This window comes from Sulfurimonas sp. (genome assembly GCF_028694895.1).
In the GTDB taxonomy this organism is placed as follows: Bacteria; Campylobacterota; Campylobacteria; order Campylobacterales; family Sulfurimonadaceae; genus Sulfurimonas.
Genome location: NZ_JAQVKA010000037.1, coordinates 1 through 14,717, shown reverse-complemented (window position 1 = coordinate 14,717; position 14,717 = coordinate 1). Strand labels below are relative to the sequence as shown.

Below are 14,717 nucleotides of genomic sequence, written 5' to 3'. Positions count from 1 at the left end.
TCTCTTGGTGTGATAGGTTGGATTATTGCAGAGTGGTTTGTTTATAAAAAAGCAACTTTAATCGGAGGAGCTTCTGGAGCGGTTGCAGGATTGGTTGCTATTACTCCAGCTTCTGGAAGTGCAGGAGTTGATGGTGCGATTATAATAGGCTTAGTAGGCGGAGCTATCGGCTTTTGGGGTGTTGCAAAACTTAAAAATATGTTTAAAGTTGATGATGCTCTTGATGCATTTTGGATTCATGGTTTGGTTGGTATCTGGGGTTCAATTGCAACGGCTATATTTATAGCACCTTATGCAATGAGTGAAGGTTATAACATGGCTTCTCAGCTTTTAAGTCAGGCAAAGGCAATTGGATTGACAACTATTTACAGTGCTGTTGTAACAGCAGTTGTCTATTTTATAGCATCTGCGCTTACAGGTGGCGGAAGAGTTGATGATGAGAGCGAGAGCAGAGGTTTGGATGAAACAGTCCATGGAGAAAAGGCAATAAATCTTTAGATTCTCTCTAATTGATTATTTGCCAAAAAGAGTAAATGTGGTTACAATTTTAAACTAAATTTGGAGAGATTATTATGAAAAGAGTAGAAGCGGTTATTAAACCTTTTAAGTTAGAAGATGTAAAAGATGCTTTAGCCGAGATTGGGATTACCGGTATGACTGTTAGTGAAGTTAAGGGTTATGGTCGTCAAAAAGGACATAGCGAACTTTATCGAGGCGCTGAATATGTTGTTGATTTTCTTCCAAAGATAAAGATGGAAATAGTAGTTGATGATGAAAATGTTGAACAGGTGATAAAAACAATAGTAGAAGCAGCAAGAACAGGCAAAATAGGTGATGGAAAGATATTTGTAAGTGATATCGAAAAAATCATTCGTATCCGAACTGGTGAGACAGATAGCGAAGCTATATAGTAATTGATTAAAAATTAATCAATTAAATAAAATCCTCCATAATCTTATAAGATATAATTTTCTTCAATATTAATTGAAGGATTTTATATGCTAGAAACAGATTTTAAATACATCATAGACACCTTCTTTACACTTTTTTCAATAACACTCATTATCTTTATGGTACCAGGTTTTGCCATGCTTGAAGCTGGTTTAGTTAGAACAAAAAATGTCTCAGCAGTTTTGACTATAAATATAATGATTTATGCAGTTGCTTCTTTAGCATTTTTACTTATAGGCTACAAGATTGCTTTTGGAAGTTTAGATAGTACAACAAGTAGTATGTGGGCTGTTATTATGTTTCAAATGGCATTTGTTGGCAAAAGTATCAACATTGTAAGTGGTGGTGTGAGTGAGAGAGTAAGAATAATTCCTCTTAGTATATTTACTTTTATTATGGGTGCTTTTATTTATCCAACAGTAGTAAATTTCAGTTGGGGTGCTGATATGCTAAGAGACACTTTTTTGGATATAAAAATGTATGACTTGGCAGGTTCAAGCGTGATACACTCAACTGGCGGTTGGGCTCTTTTAGCAGCACTTTTGATAGTTGGCTCAAGAAGAGGGCGTTATCAAGAAAGAGGGGTAAAAGTTATCCCTGCTTCAAATATTCCTCTTGTTGTGCTTGGTGCTTTTTTACTTTGGATAGGGTGGTTTGGTTTTAATGGCGGAAGTGTCGGTTCTATCTCAAGCGTTGAGAGTGCAGATCTTGTTGCAAAAACTATCATAAACACAAACACAGCAGGGCTTTGTGGCGCGATAATAGCTGGAGTTATTATGTACATCAGATATAAACTCTTTGATATCACAATGATTTTAAATGGCGCCTTGGGAGGGCTTGTTGCAGTTACCGCGGCAGCTAACCTTTATGATATGTATACACCAATCCTCGTTGGATTTATTGGCGGAGGTTTAGTCGTTTTTGCCGTGCCGCTTTTTGATAAGTTAAAGTTAGATGACCCTGTTGGAGCACTCTCTGTTCACTTGGTAAATGGTATCTGGGGAACTCTGGCGGCTGGAATCTTTATACCAAGTATCTCCTTGATGGCTCAGCTAAAAGGTATAGTTCTAATTGGAGTTTTTACCTTTAGTGTCTCTTATATTGTTCTCTTTATCATTAACAAGTTTTTTAAATTTAGAGCGGATGATGAAGCGCAACTTATGGGTATGGATATTAATGAGTGTGGTGTAGAAGCATATCCAGAGTTTAAAAGAGCCATATAGCCTTTAACTAAATAGTAACAATACTTTTGTTACTATTTCAGCATGATCAGACATAGCAGCTCACTTTTTTTATCCTTGTTTATTCATTTTCTTTTAATAATTTTAATTCTATTTATCTCAAATAGCTATCAAGAAGACAAAAAAGAAAAAGAGCAAAAGATAGCTCTAAATATTTCTACAATAAAGTTTGAAGAAAAAGCTAATGAGCAAGAAGCTGTAAAAGAAGAGGTTTGTGCAAATAAAGAGCTTAAAGAGAAGCCAAAAAAAGAAAAAAAAGAGCAAACCATAGTTGAAAAATATGTAAAGCAAGAGATAAAAAAAGAACAAAAAATAGAAGATATTGCAGAAGTAAAAAACGAGACGCTTGAGCAAAACAGACTCTTTACTCAGATAAAACAAGATAGTAAGCCAGTAAGCCAAATCCAAACTATAACTCCAGCCGAGACACTTAAACAGCCAGATATACAAGAAGAGTACAGTGAAATAAACAAGCAAAGGATATTGGAGCTTCTAAGAGAAAACCTCTACTATCCGATGAGCGCAAGAAAAAGAAACATAACGGGAGAGGTAAAGATTAGCTTTACGTTAGATACAAAGGCAAAGGTATGCAATATACATGTACTAGAATCTGGAAGTGATATACTAAGTAGAGCGGCAATAAAAACTATAGAAGAGCTCTCTGGGAAATTTCCAAAACCAAAAAAAGAGATAACTTTAACTATACCTATAAACTACAATCTTCTTTAGATATAAAAGAGCTGATATAAAATCAAATAAACATTGGAGCAAAAAAATGAATAAAATAATACCTATGACACTACTTAGTTTACTAATTTTTACAGGTTGTACATCATTTTCACAAGAGATGAATTTTGAAATAAATAAGCCAATTAACCTCACTAAATCCAAGCAAGCTGTACCAATTGAAAATTCAATTGATGTTTCTGAGTCCAACTTTATCAAGAAGAAGAATGACACTGTAATAAGCTAAAATTGTCATAAATATTGAGATACCCATACTTGGATAAAAGCCTAAGCCTTTTTTTATTAAAAACGGAAAGGCTATAAATAGTGTCATTGATGGGACAATTAACCAAATTATGTTATTTGAGAATGCCACAGCAGTATCGCTTTCGTTTGTATCTACATACATCCATGTCATAGCCAATATAGAAACTAGAGGGATAGCCGCCAACATTGCACCTGCTAAAGAACTTCTCTTAGCTATTTCAGAGATTAGCACAATTAAAAGTGTTGTAATAATCAGTTTTGTTATGTAGTAAGCCAATGTTTACTCCTTTATATATAAATCAGCCTGCATTATGCAGACCGATATTATAACTATTTGCCAGTATGGTTGGCACTTGTTACTGCATCATATTTACTTACAAAAATATAGAAAATTTGTTTTATGAAAAAAAGCTAATTCTTAACAAATGATACTTAAGTTTATTTACGCGTAAATTATCTTTTTAGGATTATTATGGTTTTTAGATAAAGGTAACAAATAGCGAGCAGATAACGGTCGACTTGAAAAATAATTTTCCCGCTAGGGTAAATTATTTCTCTCCAAGGTTTTGTTAGGCATATCTTTTAGATTCTTCAACAATTTTATTTATAAAAACTTGATGAGCCTTATAGTGCGTTGCTATTTCTTCTGTTGTTAAAGATATGTTTTCATCTAATGTTATTGTCTTTTGATATATTGTTTGAAAAACTTTTAAAAAAATATCGTAATCATCATTTAATTCAGGAAAATAAAATCTTACAATCATACCAAGCTTTGCACCAACCCCATCAAGTGAGTTTTTATATTTTAATGGTTTTATTGTTTCTTGACTTACTTTATCCATTAATATAAAAATTTCTTCAAGTTTTTGTCTTTTAAAATCTTTTATTTTAGCTTTCTTTTTATTGTTTTCAAGAATGAAATCTTTGCCAATAGCTGATAAAAACCCAATTAATCCTCCAATCACAAGTGTAGCTAAATCCATTTTGTACCTTTAATCACATAACTCTTCATATGCATCTCCAATATTACTTTCATAGTCTTCAATGTAAAACCTACCTTCTGAGCCATCACTAATTCTCATTATCTGTTGAAATCCATAAGTTTTCATTTTTCCAACTACAATATCACCTTCGTACAAATATACTCCAGAGTAATGTTCTGCTGCAATATACCAACCATCAGTTGTTTCAATAATTGCATTACCTGTTCCACATACATCTTCTTTTACAACAACACCTTTATCTGCAAATAATGTAACTGTCAATACGAATAATATCAATATCTTCTCCATAGTCTTATAGCTCCTTTGTGTGTCTAACGGGCGCGCGGGTGAGTGGTGACTGAATTTGAAAACTTGTTTTCTGATTCAGTTGTCCACTCCTCCCGCTTGTTGTCTGAATGCGAAGCGTTCAGACAACTATTTATTATCAGACACAATATACCATATTCACATAGATACTGTTATTAATAGACATGCAAAATTTACTATTTAAAAGTGATTAAATCTATATTATTAAGTAGTTTAGTTGAAGCATTATGTCGGATAGAATGAATGGTTTTTTGTTCCGCTCAAGAAGATATTTACCCATAATTGAGTCCTTGTTGTGGACCAAAATGTGTACCAAATAGGAATATCTTGAAAAATCAATTTGTGAAAGTGCTTGAAATAGGGGAGAAAGAGTAAAAAGTGGTGACCCCGAGGAGAATTGAACTCCTGTAACATGGATGAAAACCATGGATCCTGACCGCTAGACGACGGGGCCACTCTTTAATCGTTTTGTAAAAATGGTGTCCTGTGATGGATTCGAACCATCGGCCACCTCATTAAAAGTGAGATGCTCTACCAGCTGAGCTAACAAGACATAAAACAAACATAGTGTTTGTGGACGGGAATTATAGGCAAATAGGTTTTTTATGTCAAGAAAAAAGAGTAAGAATTTTGAAATTTTATATTTTTAGCTTTTTTTAGTATCATTGTAGTGTTTTATAAGTAGATAAAGGAAATATATGAAAAGTGTATCAAGAGTTTCGACTATGATTATAGCGGGAGCTATTTTAGCAGTCGGTATTAATTTTGTTGGTTGTAGTGCTATGGAAACTGCTATTAAAAAAAGAGATTTAGCTGTTGAGACGAAAATGTCAGAGACTATCTTTTTAGAGCCAGTTGCGCCAAAAGATAAAGTAATTTACTTTGATATTAGAAATACATCAGATCAAGATGTAAATATAAAAGAGAGTGTAATAGCAGCTTTTGAAAACAAAGGTTATGTATTTACACAAGATCCAAATAAAGCAACTTATATGCTTCAAGGAAATATCTTAAAAGTTTCTAAATCAGATGCTAAAGAGGCTAAAACTCAACTAGGCTCAGGCTTTGATTCAGCTCTTAGTGGCGCTGTAATTGCGGGAGGTACTTCATATGCATTTGGTGGAGGTAATCGTACAACAGCTGGAGTTGCGCTAGCAGGAGCTGCAGTTGGTTTTCTTGGAGATGCATTAGCTAGTGATGTTATGTATATAATGGTAACAGATTTGCAAATAAGAGAGAGACCATTAGCTGGTGAAGTTGTAACTCAGAGCCAAAGTGCGAACCTTGCTCAAGGAAGTTCATCATCTACACAACAGTACATAGATGGTGGAAGAGTTCAGTGGAAAACATACCGTACTCGCATTGTAAGTACTGCAAACAAGATGAACCTTGAGCTTGAAGAGGCAAAACCTGCTCTTGAGAGTGCTTTAGCAAAATCAATTTCAGGAATATTTTAATCTTTACATGATGGCGTAATTGCCATCATGTGAGTTTCATTAAAACTATTTAGCTAAAATTACTGCCCTAAAGAATCGCTTGGAGCAGATGTGGACTATTATAGTTTTGAGTACCCTTATCTTATATTTCTTCTTTTTCCAATCATATACTGCTTATATAGATGCAAAGAGCGTTTAAAACCCATATACTTTGTACATCTTCATTTCTTATCAGCAAAAAAAAGTTTTTATAAATTAGAGTGGATTATAAAAGTTGCAATCTTTATACTTTTAGCTATCGCACTTGCTTCGCCAATTATCGTTGATAGAGTAGACCCATTAAATAGACATGGAAAAGATATAGTGTTAGCGATTGATGCAAGTGGCTCTATGAATAGTAGCGGATTTGATTTTGAGAGCGAAGAAAAAACTTCGCAAAGACTTAGCAGATTTGAGATAGCCAAGCTAGTAGCGACTGAGTTTATACAAAAAAGAGTAGGTGATAATGTAGGAGTAGTCTTGTATGGAGACTTTGCTTTTATAGCCTCCCCAATCACATTTGAGAAAAATATAATAGTTGAGATGTTAAGTTATCTAACCCAAGGAATGGCTGGACAAAATACAGCAATAGGCGAGGCGATAGCTATGAGTGTAAGAGCCTTTAAACACTCAAAAGCCAAGAGTAAGATAATCGTTTTACTAACTGATGGCGAACATAACAGCGGAGACATTTCGCCAAAAGATGCGCTTGTGTTAGCAGTGAAAGAAAATATAAAAATTTATACTATCGGCATGGGTAACAGAGGCGAAGCAGATGAAGCTCTACTAAAGACGATAGCACAAAAAAGTGGAGGAGAGTTCTTTTATGCGACAAATGCAAAAGAGTTAAGAGAGATTTATGAAAGCATTGATGAGCTGGAATCTTCAAAGATAAAAAGCAGAGATTATCTTCTAAAAGAGTACTACTACTATCTGCTTTTACTTGCCGCACTTGCTCTTTTACTCTTTTTGATAAATAGAGAGATACGTAAATGACTCTACTTTATCCAAGCTATCTATGGCTTCTACTCGTTTTAGTTCCATTTTTTATAAAAAGAGATTTTAGGGAGTACAGGGTCACTTTTTATGGATATCTACTTACTTTTATCTTTATAGTTTTAGCTCTTAGTAGGCCAGTAATTGAGCAAGAACCTATAAAGAGTGAGCAGCTTTTGAGCGATGTGATTATCGTGCAAGATTTGTCTTTTTCTATGTATGCCCAAGATATAGAGCCTTCAAGAATAGCCTACTCAAAGAAGATATTAAAAAAACTTCTTTATACAAAACAAAAAAGTAGGTTTGGAGTTTTAGGTTTTACTACAAACGCTATCATACTCTCTCCTTTAACCGAGGATAGAGAGCTTTTAGAGCATCTCTTTGACTCACTTGATGAGAAGTTCATAATAACTAAGGGAAGCGATGTTATGTCCTCTCTTAAACTATCTAAAGATATCTCATCTTCAAAAAGAGCTAGAGTGGTTATCTTTAGTGATGGCGCTGATGAACTTGATTATAGTGCAGAGGCAAGATTCGCAAAAGCAAATAACCTAATTGTAAATATTTTTATGACTGCCACAGAAGTAGGCGGGGTGCTTAGACTTGAGAGTGGAGAGTTATTAAAAGATGATAATGGAGATATAGTCGTAACTAGACAAAACAGTGCTATAAAAGCTATATCTGAAGCAACTGGTGGAGTTTATACAAAAGATTTTGATGAACTTCTTAGTGCTTTAGAGAAGATGGATGAAGATGAGTATAAAAGCGAAGTAAACATCATAAGAAATCTTGAGCTTTTTTACTACTTTGTAGCCTTAGCGATTATCATATTTTTACTAAGTGTTACCACTCTAAAGAGATTTATAATACTGTTTTTACTTCTTTTTGGAGTTCATCTAAATGCAGATAAAAACTTTAACAAAGCTGTGGAGTTTTATAGAGCAGGAGAGTATGAGAAAGCCTTAGAGAATTTTGAGTCGATAAAGTCAGGTGATAGTGAAATAAAGTCTATAATTTACTACAACATAGGCAACTCTTTAGTAAGACTAAAAGAGTTTGAAAAAGCAAGAGAAGCATATCTAAAATCACTAACGCTAGAGTACTCAAAAGAGGCGGATGAAAACTTGGAGTATATCATTGATGCTGGTGAAGAGAAAAAGATGAACCAAGGCAAAGATAAGAAGAATGAGAAGTCATCTTTGAGCGAGAAACAGAGTGCTCAAAAAAAACAAAAAGAGGGTGGTGGCTCAAATATGCAAGTAAGTGTAGCAACAAGTGGAGCTTCAGATGACAAGGGCAAAAAAACCGAGATGCGAAATAGTATAAATCTAAATAGTGGCAAAGCAAAACTAAGTTTCAAGCAGTATGAACTTATAAACAAGAGGAGTGTTGATGAAAAAAAACCTTGGTAGAGTGTTTTTAATAACAACTCTTTTTTTACAACTCTCTTTACTTGCTTCAAGTTATGAGTGGAGTAGTTTTGTAGGTAAAAAGAGCGCTTATGTAAATGAGCCAATATATCTCAAATATGTTTGTACATTTAATGATCAAGCGGAATTGCAGAGTATAGAGTTTAATCCTAGTGGAGATTATGAGAAGTACAGAGTAGATGTTTTAAAGATAAGCTCAAGTATAGTAGATGGAAAAAAAACAGACAGTTATGAGTTTGTTCTTTTTGCAAAAAAGGCAGGAGAGCTTGATATCTCTTTTGAAGCGGTTATGAAAAAAACAACCAAAGAGTCTATCAAAGAGACTAACTTAGGAAGAGATAATTTTAAAATAGAGGATGTAACAAAAGAGACTATAAAACAAGAAACTTTTATAGTTGATATTAAAGATACGCCTTTGCCTCTTGTTGGAGATTTTACTCTTGAGCTAAACAAAAGAGAGCCCCATGTAAAAGCGCACGAGCCATATCATCTAAGCATTATTATTAGAGGTAGTGGAAACTTTGAAGCCATAGAGCCTTTAGCCTTTGAGATAGAGGGCGTGCGAATTTTTGCAGGAGATATTGCTCTAAAAAAAGAGTTAAGTATGGATGGAACTCATGGAGAGTTAAGCCAAAAGTTTGCATTTGTTAGTGATAAAAATTTCACGATACCAAAGCAAGAGATAACATACTTTAGTCTAAAGGATGAAAAGAAGAAAAAACTTATCATTGATGCTATTGATGTAAGTGTTGAAGATGGATTTGTAAAAGAGGAGCTTTTAGATAAGGTTGATGAGCAGAAGTGGCATTTTGACTTCTCTTATCTATACTATCTGCTTACTTTTATAGCTGGCTATATAGTGGCAAAAGTAAAAATAAAAAGAGTAAAAAAAACAGACAATAAAAATGATGTTCTCTCTAAAAAGATACAAAATGCGGCTTCTGTTGATGAGTTGATGATTCTTTTAGTGCTAGAAGATACTCAAAAATATGACTCTATAATCAAAGAGATAGACTCTAAAAGAGTGACATCTTTAAAAAAAGCAAAAGCGATGTATAGAGAGTTTAAGTGATTTTGATTAGAATAACAATAACAAATATAAAAATTATGGCGGTATGTTAATATGATACAAACTATTAAGCTCTTAAGTTTGACATTTTTATTTACGATTTTTATAAGCGGATGTTCTCAAAAGGTGGTTATAAAAGCACTTGAACCTGCTGAAGTTGACCGTGCTACACTCACTAAAAAAATCAGTGTTACAAATTTTGAAAATGATACAGTAGGGCTCTCAAGCAAAATAGAGTCAAAGCTCATCTCTAAAAAGATAGATGATAAAAGTTATTTTACACTCGTCTCAAGAAGAGATTTTGATAAGATAATTAGTGAGCAAAAGGTGCAAAACAGCGGCTTGGTAGAGGTCTCAACAGCAGTTCAAATAGGAAACCTTATAGGTGCAGAGGCTATTATATCTGGACGAGTTGGACGAGTTGCAAGCAGTGATAGTTCATATTATGAAACACGTATTAGATGTTTGGATAAAAAATGTAAAAGCGTCTCAGAGTACACCGTTAGATGTACAAAAAGGACTATCGGGCTATCTGCTGATTTACGTATGATTGATATTGCCAAAGGAGATATTATTTATGCAGATACTATTAGTAAATCTGGTGAGTGGAGCCACTGTGTTGATGATTCACGAGCCTTGCCATCAGTTGAGATAGTTTCGCAAAATCTAGCAAATATAATTGCTGATGAGTTTACAACCAAGCTAACCCCACACTATCGCTACTTTGAAGTTACTCTCTTAGATAGCGCAGATGGTGATTATACATCCAAAGATAAGAAGCTCTTAGAACTTTCTCTAGAGTATATAAAACAAAATAGATATGATAAAGCAGAGAAATTTTTGATAGATCTCATAGACTCAACAAATAAAAAAAGTTATGTTGCGCTCTATAATCTAGGAGTAGTAAAAGAAGCTCAGGGGCAGTACGATGAGGCTAGAGAGTACTACAAAATGGCGGATGATTTGATGCTAGACCCAGTTGAAGAGATAAGTGAAGCAACACTTAGGATTGAAAAATTAATCATAAAACATAATATTGCCTCACGGCAGTTGGAGCAATGATGCAAAAAATAACGCTACTTTTTATAGCTCTCTTTTTTATCTTAGGTTGTAGTGCAAAAGATGAGCTAGATTTGTCTTCAAAAAAAGTTCTTCCGCAATGGTATATAAATCCTCCGCAAACCTCACAAACAAGGCTTTATAGTGTGGGTGAGGGAGAGAGCAAAGAAGTAGCACTAAAAAACGCTCTAAACATGATGGTCTCAACTCTGAGTGTCTCTATAGAATCAAGCTACAACTCGAGAAAATTTGTTCAAGAGGGCAGAGTAAACACAAACCAACTTGATGTTGAGAATAAAATCTCAAGCAGTGTAAAGAAGATTCGCATCAGTAGTTATGAGCTCTTAGAGTATGAAGAGGTAGGTTTTAGAAATCATATACTTTTAATCCAAGCAGATAAGAGCAAACTATTTCAAAGTTTAAAAGATGAGTTGGATCAAGATTTTTCTATAGTTGATGCAGAGTTAAAATCGCTATCTTTATATAATGCGCTTGAGCAACTAAGTAGATATAAAAAGATAAAAACTAAACTAGATGATGTGCAAGATAGATTGATTGTTATGAGTGTTTTAGACAATAGCTTTGATGCTCTTATCTATATAAAAAGAGCACAAAAAATCAACTCAACTTATGAAGAGTTGCTCTCATCTATAACTTTTGAGATACATACAGATAGTGATTCAAAAAACCTAGAAGCTCCACTTAGAAGTGCACTAAATGATAAGAAGCTAAAAAGTGGCAGTAAAAACGCTAATACGCATTTTAAAATTTTTATAAAATCAGACATTAAAAAAGCCGAATCTTTAGGCTTTACTCTTGCTCGCTCTGCTATAGAGATTAGTGTAAAAGACTATAAAGGCTCAATTGTCGCTGGAAACAGATTAAACCTTGTTGGACAATCAACCCAAGGCTATGAGATAGCAAAACAGAGCCTCTCAATGAAGTTTAACGATATGATCAAGAAAGAGGGAATTGGTAAAGTCATAGGGCTTGATTTGTGATTTATTTGTCACTTATCATTAACTGCGTTTAGTTATAATTTTTCAAAATGACCACTAAAGCTATACGCACCTCTGGTACGTGAGATGTAAATAAAACAGGATTAAAAGCTTATGATTTCAAAAATAGAGTTGATTAAAAAAGAGGTTTCAAAGGTAGTTGTTGGGCAGGAGAAGATGATTGATTCTCTTCTTATCGCTCTTTTATGTGAAGGGCATATTCTTATCGAGGGCGTTCCGGGGCTTGCAAAGACCACAACCGTAAATGCACTCTCTAAGAGTTTAGGTGTTAATTTTAAACGTGCACAGTTTACCCCAGACTTACTTCCCTCTGACATACTCGGTGCCGAGATATATGATCCAAAAAGCAACAGCTTCAAGATTAAAAAAGGTCCTATTTTTACAAACCTTCTCTTAGCTGATGAGATTAACCGCTCTCCTGCAAAAGTACAATCCGCACTTCTTGAAGTTATGCAAGAGAGACAAGTAACTATCGGTGATACAACCTTTAAGCTAGACTCTCCATTTTTCGTTATGGCTACACAAAACCCACTTGAACAAGAGGGCGTTTACCAACTCCCAGAAGCTCAACTAGATAGATTTATGTTAAAGCTTGTAGTTAGTTACAACACAAAAGAAGAAGAGTTAGAGATAGCAAGACGAGTTTCAAGTGGGAACTTTGAAGAGATAAAAAGCGTTGTAACTCATAAAGATTTAGAAGAACTAAAGGCAGTGGTTAAGAACATCCATATTGACGCTGAGGTTGAAGAGTATATGATTGAGCTTGTAAATGCTACAAGAAACCCAAAAGAGTACGGGCTTGAAGAGATTGCTTCATATATACAGTTTGGGGCTTCTCCTCGTGTGAGTATTGATATGTTCAAAGCTGTAAAAGCGATGGCATTCTTGCGAGGTAAAGATTTTGTAACTCCTGTTGATGTGGCTTACATCGCAAAAGAGCTGATGCGCCACCGTATAGTTTTGAGTTATGAAGCAGAAGCTGAGGGTATTACAACAGATGAGATTATCCAAAAAGTGCTCGAAACTGTAACTATTCCTTAGACAAAACATGAGCAAACTACAAAAAATCTTAGTTCGTGCAAGACGTCAAGTCTTTAGCGAAATGATTGGTAATAATCCGTCCATCTTTCAAGGTGAAGGGTATGACTTTATCGAGCTTCGAGAGTATATGGCTGGAGATGATATCCGCTTCATCGACTGGAATATCACAGCTAAGATGCAGACTCCTTATATCAAGATATTTAGACAAGAGCGAGAGCTTCATGTTGTAATAGTAAATGTTTTAAATGGAAGTGTGCACTTTGGCTCTAAAAAATTCAAACAAGAGAGCATTGCCGAAATATCCGCAGTTCTTGGCTTCTCAACTATAAAAAATGGAGACATTCTAAGCTCATATATCTTTACAGACAAGATGCACTCATACACAAAACCAAGCAAAAAACTACACCAAATTCATAAAAGCACTTATGATATTTTAAACTTTGATGCGATAAATGAAAAAGTAGACTTCAAAGTTATCGCCGACACACTCTATAAAAGATTGAAAAAAAGATCTCTTATCATAGTAATAGGTGATTATTTTGAGATACCAGATTTTAGGCTTTTGGCTAAAAAACATGAAGTTTTATCAGTTATAGTTAGAGATACTTTAGAAGAAAATCCACCACCGATGGGCTTTGCTTCTTTACTAGATCCACAAAGTGGTGCAGCGATTGAGGGTGACTTTAATGCTCAAAGTGTTAAAGCCTATGCAAAAAAAGTTAGTGAGCATGACCATAAGCTCTTTGAGAGACTAAGACAAGATGGCGTTAGATTTAGAAAAATCTACACTCACTCATTGCCAAGTGTAGAGTTACGTAGACTCTTTGAGGGAAGATAATGAAGCAAGAACAGAGCTTTGATATACCACTGCATGATATAAAAAACATCGTTGATGTAGATGAGTATTCACTCTACTATTTTCTAGGAGCCTCTTTTCTTGCACTACTTTTGCTTATTGTAGTCTCATATTTTTTATACAAATGGTTTAAGAAAAAAGAGAAGTTTAATCTCCGCAAAGAGAACTACAAAGCCCTAAACAACCTTGATTTTAGTGATGCTAAAAAGAGCGCATATGATATAACCGCTTATGGAGCTACTTTTAAAGACGATAGTCCAAGACATCTTGAGATGTATCTAAACCTAACTAACAGACTTGAAGCATATAAGTACAAAAAGGAGGTTGGCGCATTTGATGATGAGACCATTGGCTATATAGAACTCTACAAAGGTATGATTGATGTTTGATGGAATCTATTTTGAGTTTTCTCAAATATTTTTTGTCATTTTTATCTTTATAGCGTGTGCCTTTTTATGTAAGATGAGGCTCCCATCCATCTACTTTCCACATGTTGCGCAGTTTTTAAAGGGCACGGTTGCATCCTCAAAAACACTATTTTTCTTAAAATGGCTTGGAATTTTTATGATGATAGTAGCTCTTATGTCGCCCATCAAAGATGAACCATACGAGTTAGAGCCAAAAGATGGCTATGAGATAGCTTTGATTTTGGATGCTTCTGAGTCTATGAAAGCGCAAGGCTTTGATATACACAACCAACAATTAAGTAGATTTGATGTTGTAAAAGAGATAGTTAGTGACTTTATCTCACAAAGAAAAAATGACAACATGGGCTTGGTTGTTTTTGGAGCATACTCTTTTATAGCCTCTCCACTGACTTATGATGTAAATATCTTAAACAAAATTCTCTCGCAGCTAGAAATTGGGATGGCTGGAAAATACACAGCGCTAAATACGTCCCTAGCACAAGGTGTGAATCTACTAAAGATGAGTAAATCAAAAACAAAAATAGCTATTTTGTTAACTGATGGTTATAGTACACCTCAAATTGATTCTATCCCTCTTGACGTCGCCCTTGATATGGTTAAAAAAGAGGGGATAAAAGTCTATCCTATAGGCATTGGCATGCCTCATGAGTATAACAGAGAGGCACTTTTGCAAATAGCTAATGAGAGTGGTGGAGTTGCTTTTGGTGCTTCAAGCGCTGCAGAGCTTCAAGAAGTTTATAAAAAGATTGATGAACTTGAGAAGTCAAAGATAAAAAGAGAGAGTTATACAAACACAAACTACTACTATCAGTTTCCTCTATTTGTGGCACTTATATCTTTGATGCTCTA

17 protein-coding genes and 2 tRNA genes are annotated in these 14,717 nt (G+C 34.6%); 14 read left to right on the top strand and 5 right to left on the bottom strand.

Annotated elements, in window-relative coordinates; translation table 11 throughout:
- The 4 genes from PHI38_RS06005 to PHI38_RS05990 form a co-directional block, all read left to right on the top strand.
- Nucleotides 1–498, top strand: a 498-nt coding sequence (locus tag PHI38_RS06005) for an ammonium transporter (protein WP_367182606.1), incomplete at its 5' end; no start/stop codon positions are given.
- Between the two features lie 74 nt (nt 499–572).
- Complete coding sequence (locus tag PHI38_RS06000) at nt 573–911, top strand: P-II family nitrogen regulator (RefSeq protein WP_299853844.1); 339 nt, start codon at nt 573–575, stop codon at nt 909–911.
- A gap of 87 nt (nt 912–998) precedes the next feature.
- On the top strand, nt 999–2,174 hold the full coding sequence (locus tag PHI38_RS05995; protein ID WP_299853842.1) for an ammonium transporter: 1,176 nt from the start codon (nt 999–1,001) through the stop codon (nt 2,172–2,174).
- 42 nt (nt 2,175–2,216) lie between these two features.
- Entirely contained in the window at nt 2,217–2,921 is a 705-nt protein-coding gene (locus PHI38_RS05990; RefSeq protein ID WP_299853840.1) for an energy transducer TonB, read from the top strand.
- A gap of 184 nt (nt 2,922–3,105) precedes the next feature.
- Here the strand turns inward: PHI38_RS05990 and PHI38_RS05985 are convergent, their stop codons facing one another.
- From PHI38_RS05985 to PHI38_RS05965, 5 genes are all read right to left on the bottom strand, one after another.
- Complete coding sequence (locus tag PHI38_RS05985; protein ID WP_299853838.1) at nt 3,106–3,462, bottom strand: DUF3147 family protein; 357 nt, start codon at nt 3,460–3,462, stop codon at nt 3,106–3,108.
- Between the two features lie 292 nt (nt 3,463–3,754).
- The gene (locus PHI38_RS05980; RefSeq protein ID WP_299853836.1) at nt 3,755–4,168 is read right to left on the bottom strand and encodes a hypothetical protein; all 414 of its coding nucleotides are present in this window, start codon (nt 4,166–4,168) and stop codon (nt 3,755–3,757) included.
- Between the two features lie 9 nt (nt 4,169–4,177).
- Nucleotides 4,178–4,477: a hypothetical protein gene (locus PHI38_RS05975; RefSeq protein WP_299853834.1), complete on the bottom strand. Its 300-nt coding sequence runs from the start codon at nt 4,475–4,477 to the stop codon at nt 4,178–4,180.
- A 397-nt stretch (nt 4,478–4,874) separates the two neighbouring features.
- Nucleotides 4,875–4,949 (bottom strand) — tRNA-Glu (locus PHI38_RS05970).
- A gap of 23 nt (nt 4,950–4,972) precedes the next feature.
- Nucleotides 4,973–5,048 (bottom strand) — tRNA-Lys (locus PHI38_RS05965).
- 145 nt (nt 5,049–5,193) lie between these two features.
- Between PHI38_RS05965 and PHI38_RS05960 the strand changes: the two genes are divergently transcribed.
- The 10 genes from PHI38_RS05960 to PHI38_RS05915 all read left to right on the top strand — a co-directional run.
- Nucleotides 5,194–5,952 (top strand): complement resistance protein TraT, encoded by a 759-nt coding sequence (locus tag PHI38_RS05960; protein WP_299853832.1) that lies wholly within the window; start codon nt 5,194–5,196, stop codon nt 5,950–5,952.
- 90 nt (nt 5,953–6,042) lie between these two features.
- A complete protein-coding gene (locus tag PHI38_RS05955) occupies nt 6,043–6,966 on the top strand; it encodes a VWA domain-containing protein (RefSeq protein WP_299853830.1) in 924 nt (307 codons plus the stop codon).
- The gene (locus tag PHI38_RS05950) at nt 6,963–8,378 is read left to right on the top strand and encodes a VWA domain-containing protein (protein WP_299853828.1); all 1,416 of its coding nucleotides are present in this window, start codon (nt 6,963–6,965) and stop codon (nt 8,376–8,378) included. The genes PHI38_RS05955 and PHI38_RS05950 overlap by 4 nt, the downstream gene beginning before the upstream one ends.
- A complete protein-coding gene (locus PHI38_RS05945; protein WP_299853826.1) occupies nt 8,359–9,468 on the top strand; it encodes a hypothetical protein in 1,110 nt (369 codons plus the stop codon). Before PHI38_RS05950 ends, PHI38_RS05945 begins: the two co-directional genes overlap by 20 nt.
- Before the next feature lie 51 nt (nt 9,469–9,519).
- Complete coding sequence (locus tag PHI38_RS05940) at nt 9,520–10,527, top strand: CsgG/HfaB family protein (RefSeq protein WP_299853824.1); 1,008 nt, start codon at nt 9,520–9,522, stop codon at nt 10,525–10,527.
- The gene (locus PHI38_RS05935) at nt 10,527–11,525 is read left to right on the top strand and encodes an LPP20 family lipoprotein (RefSeq protein WP_299853822.1); all 999 of its coding nucleotides are present in this window, start codon (nt 10,527–10,529) and stop codon (nt 11,523–11,525) included. The genes PHI38_RS05940 and PHI38_RS05935 overlap by 1 nt, the downstream gene beginning before the upstream one ends.
- 111 nt (nt 11,526–11,636) lie before the next feature.
- Complete coding sequence (locus PHI38_RS05930) at nt 11,637–12,584, top strand: MoxR family ATPase (protein WP_299853820.1); 948 nt, start codon at nt 11,637–11,639, stop codon at nt 12,582–12,584.
- Nucleotides 12,585–12,591: 7 nt separating this feature from the next.
- On the top strand, nt 12,592–13,422 hold the full coding sequence (locus tag PHI38_RS05925) for a DUF58 domain-containing protein (protein WP_299853818.1): 831 nt from the start codon (nt 12,592–12,594) through the stop codon (nt 13,420–13,422).
- Nucleotides 13,422–13,829: a hypothetical protein gene (locus PHI38_RS05920; protein ID WP_299853816.1), complete on the top strand. Its 408-nt coding sequence runs from the start codon at nt 13,422–13,424 to the stop codon at nt 13,827–13,829. Before PHI38_RS05925 ends, PHI38_RS05920 begins: the two co-directional genes overlap by 1 nt.
- The coding region (locus tag PHI38_RS05915; RefSeq protein ID WP_299853814.1) for a VWA domain-containing protein at nt 13,822–14,717 on the top strand (896 nt) is incomplete at its 3' end. The genes PHI38_RS05920 and PHI38_RS05915, both read left to right, overlap by 8 nt.

Bases quoted from the DNA above. Each gene is read 5' to 3' on its own strand.
- PHI38_RS06000 (WP_299853844.1), top strand. From the start codon at position 573: ATGAAAAGAGTAGAAGCGGTTATTAAACCTTTTAAGTTAGAAGATGTA.
- PHI38_RS05995 (WP_299853842.1), top strand. From the start codon at position 999: ATGCTAGAAACAGATTTTAAATACATCATAGACACCTTCTTTACACTT.
- PHI38_RS05990 (WP_299853840.1), top strand. From the start codon at position 2,217: ATGATCAGACATAGCAGCTCACTTTTTTTATCCTTGTTTATTCATTTT.
- PHI38_RS05980 (WP_299853836.1), bottom strand. From the start codon at position 4,168: ATGGATTTAGCTACACTTGTGATTGGAGGATTAATTGGGTTTTTATCA.
- PHI38_RS05975 (WP_299853834.1), bottom strand. From the start codon at position 4,477: ATGGAGAAGATATTGATATTATTCGTATTGACAGTTACATTATTTGCA.
- PHI38_RS05960 (WP_299853832.1), top strand. From the start codon at position 5,194: ATGAAAAGTGTATCAAGAGTTTCGACTATGATTATAGCGGGAGCTATT.
- PHI38_RS05950 (WP_299853828.1), top strand. From the start codon at position 6,963: ATGACTCTACTTTATCCAAGCTATCTATGGCTTCTACTCGTTTTAGTT.
- PHI38_RS05945 (WP_299853826.1), top strand. From the start codon at position 8,359: ATGAAAAAAAACCTTGGTAGAGTGTTTTTAATAACAACTCTTTTTTTA.
- PHI38_RS05940 (WP_299853824.1), top strand. From the start codon at position 9,520: ATGATACAAACTATTAAGCTCTTAAGTTTGACATTTTTATTTACGATT.
- PHI38_RS05935 (WP_299853822.1), top strand. From the start codon at position 10,527: ATGCAAAAAATAACGCTACTTTTTATAGCTCTCTTTTTTATCTTAGGT.
- PHI38_RS05930 (WP_299853820.1), top strand. From the start codon at position 11,637: ATGATTTCAAAAATAGAGTTGATTAAAAAAGAGGTTTCAAAGGTAGTT.
- PHI38_RS05925 (WP_299853818.1), top strand. From the start codon at position 12,592: ATGAGCAAACTACAAAAAATCTTAGTTCGTGCAAGACGTCAAGTCTTT.
- PHI38_RS05920 (WP_299853816.1), top strand. From the start codon at position 13,422: ATGAAGCAAGAACAGAGCTTTGATATACCACTGCATGATATAAAAAAC.